This is a genomic window from Leisingera sp. F5 (genome assembly GCF_001593695.1).
Genome location: NZ_LUKH01000712.1, coordinates 1 through 1,806, shown reverse-complemented (window position 1 = coordinate 1,806; position 1,806 = coordinate 1). Strand labels below are relative to the sequence as shown.

Here is a 1,806-nt window from a genome sequence, read left to right as displayed (position 1 = left end):
AATGCAAGGCGCGCTACGACTATGGCTGGACCCTGCACGGGCTATGGCCGCAATTCCATCGCGGCTGGCCCAGTTACTGCCGTTCCGCAGAGGTGCCGCCGAGCCGCCGCATGAGCCGCGAGATGGCGGATATCATGGGCAGCCCCGGCCTGGCCTGGCATCAGTGGAAGAAACACGGCACCTGTTCCGGCCTCAGCGCAAGGGCCTATTACACCCTGATGCGCGACGCCTACCGGCGCGTGGCCCGCCCCGCCGTCTTTCGCAAGCTGGGCAAGCCCGTCACCCTGCCCGCCGCCGTTGTTGAGGAAGCTTTTCTCAAGGAAAACCCAAGCCTGGCGCCAGACAGCCTGACCATCACCTGCCGCAGCGGCGCCATCCAAGAAGCCCGCATCTGCCTGTCGAAAACACTGCAGCCGGTGCCCTGCGGGCGGGATGCAATCCGCGACTGCACGTTGAAAAACGCCCGGCTGGCGCCGGTGCGCTAAGGTTGAGGGCGGGTACAGGGGCGCTGCCCCTCTTGGCCTGGCAGCCAATTCACCCTGGGGTGTTTTTGACCAGAAAGAAGCAGAACCCGCGCCTTTGTCAGACCGCGTGATCCGCACAGCCGCACCCCGGCCCCTTTGCCGGGAGTGCCCCTGCCCCGCTGCGCGCGCGGCAATAAATGGCCTGTGATCCACACTTCCCGGGGTTTTGTGCTAGTATAATGAAACGTGCCGCGCCCGGCCCTGCCTGAACGGCACTTCCGTTATGGTCAGCGAGGAGGAAGAAGCGCATGGCAAAGACAATCGGGAACCCGCTCAGCTGGCTTCTGCAGGGGGCAGAATCCACGGGGCAGCATATCGGCCAGACGGTCGAAGAGATGGGCAGCGACGGTGTCAAGGAACTGCCCAAGGCCTGCACCCTCACCATGGACGACATCATACATTCGCTGGCCGCCGGACTGGAGGATTTTGCCGCCTGCCGCAGCGATGCCATGTTCCTGGTGCTGTTTTATCCGCTGATCGGCATCACGCTGATCGTAATGAGCCTGTCGATGAATTTGCTGCCCCTGATCGTGCCGATGATCATGGGTTTTGCGATCCTTGGCCCGGTGGCCGCGGTTGGGCTTTATGAAATGTCTTCGCGCCGTGAAGCCGGGTTCGAGCCGCGCTGGATGGACGCCTTCGGCGTCATCCGCTCGCCTGCGTTTGGCGGCATTCTGGTGCTGGGGCTGTATCTGGCAGTGCTGTTCATTGTTTGGCTGGTGGCCGCGGACATGATCTACAGCCGCACCCTGGGGCCGGAACCGCCGGCCTCGATCCTGGGCTTTGCTGCGGAAGTAGTGACCACCCGCGAGGGCTGGATCATGGCCATTGCAGGCGGCATCACGGGCGCGGTCTTTGCCTTTGCCGCACTGGCGATGAGCCTGGTGTCTTTCCCGCTGCTGCTGGACCGCCATGTGGGCCTGCCGGTGGCCGTGGCCACCTCAATCAAGGTGCTGCGCAAGAACCCGGTGATTTGCATGACCTGGGGTGTCATCGTCGGTACCGCGCTGGTGGTTGGCGCAATTCCCTTCCTGGCCGGGCTGATCATTGTGGTGCCGGTGCTGGGGCACGCGACCTGGCATTTGTACCGGCGCGCCGTGCAGTAAGGACATCCGCATATCAAAATGGGCCGGCAGATCTGCCGGCCCTTCTGTGTCAGGCACTCTGAAGTTTCAGCCCACTTTCAAAACAATCTTGCCGATATGGCCGGAGCTTTCCATCCGCGTGTGTGCAGCGGCGGCCTGATCCAGTGCAAACTCGCTGTCCATCACCGGTGCCACCT

General features: G+C 63.1%; 3 protein-coding genes. 2 read left to right on the top strand and 1 reads right to left on the bottom strand.

The features are described 5' to 3' along the window. Positions 1 to 485, top strand: a 485-nt coding sequence (locus A2I95_RS35125; RefSeq protein WP_291737187.1) for a ribonuclease T, incomplete at its 5' end; no start/stop codon positions are given. 287 nt (positions 486 to 772) lie between these two features. Then, positions 773 to 1,630 carry a DUF2189 domain-containing protein gene (locus tag A2I95_RS35120; RefSeq protein WP_259989875.1) on the top strand — a complete coding sequence of 286 codons (858 nt, stop codon included), beginning with the start codon at positions 773 to 775 and terminating at the stop codon, positions 1,628 to 1,630. Positions 1,631 to 1,696: 66 nt separating this feature from the next. Here A2I95_RS35120 and A2I95_RS35115 read toward each other — a convergent pair. Beyond that, the coding region (locus A2I95_RS35115; RefSeq protein ID WP_291737189.1) for a zinc-binding dehydrogenase at positions 1,697 to 1,806 on the bottom strand (110 nt) is incomplete at its 5' end.

Bases quoted from the DNA above. Each gene is read 5' to 3' on its own strand.
- A2I95_RS35120 (WP_259989875.1), top strand. From the start codon at position 773: ATGGCAAAGACAATCGGGAACCCGCTCAGCTGGCTTCTGCAGGGGGCA.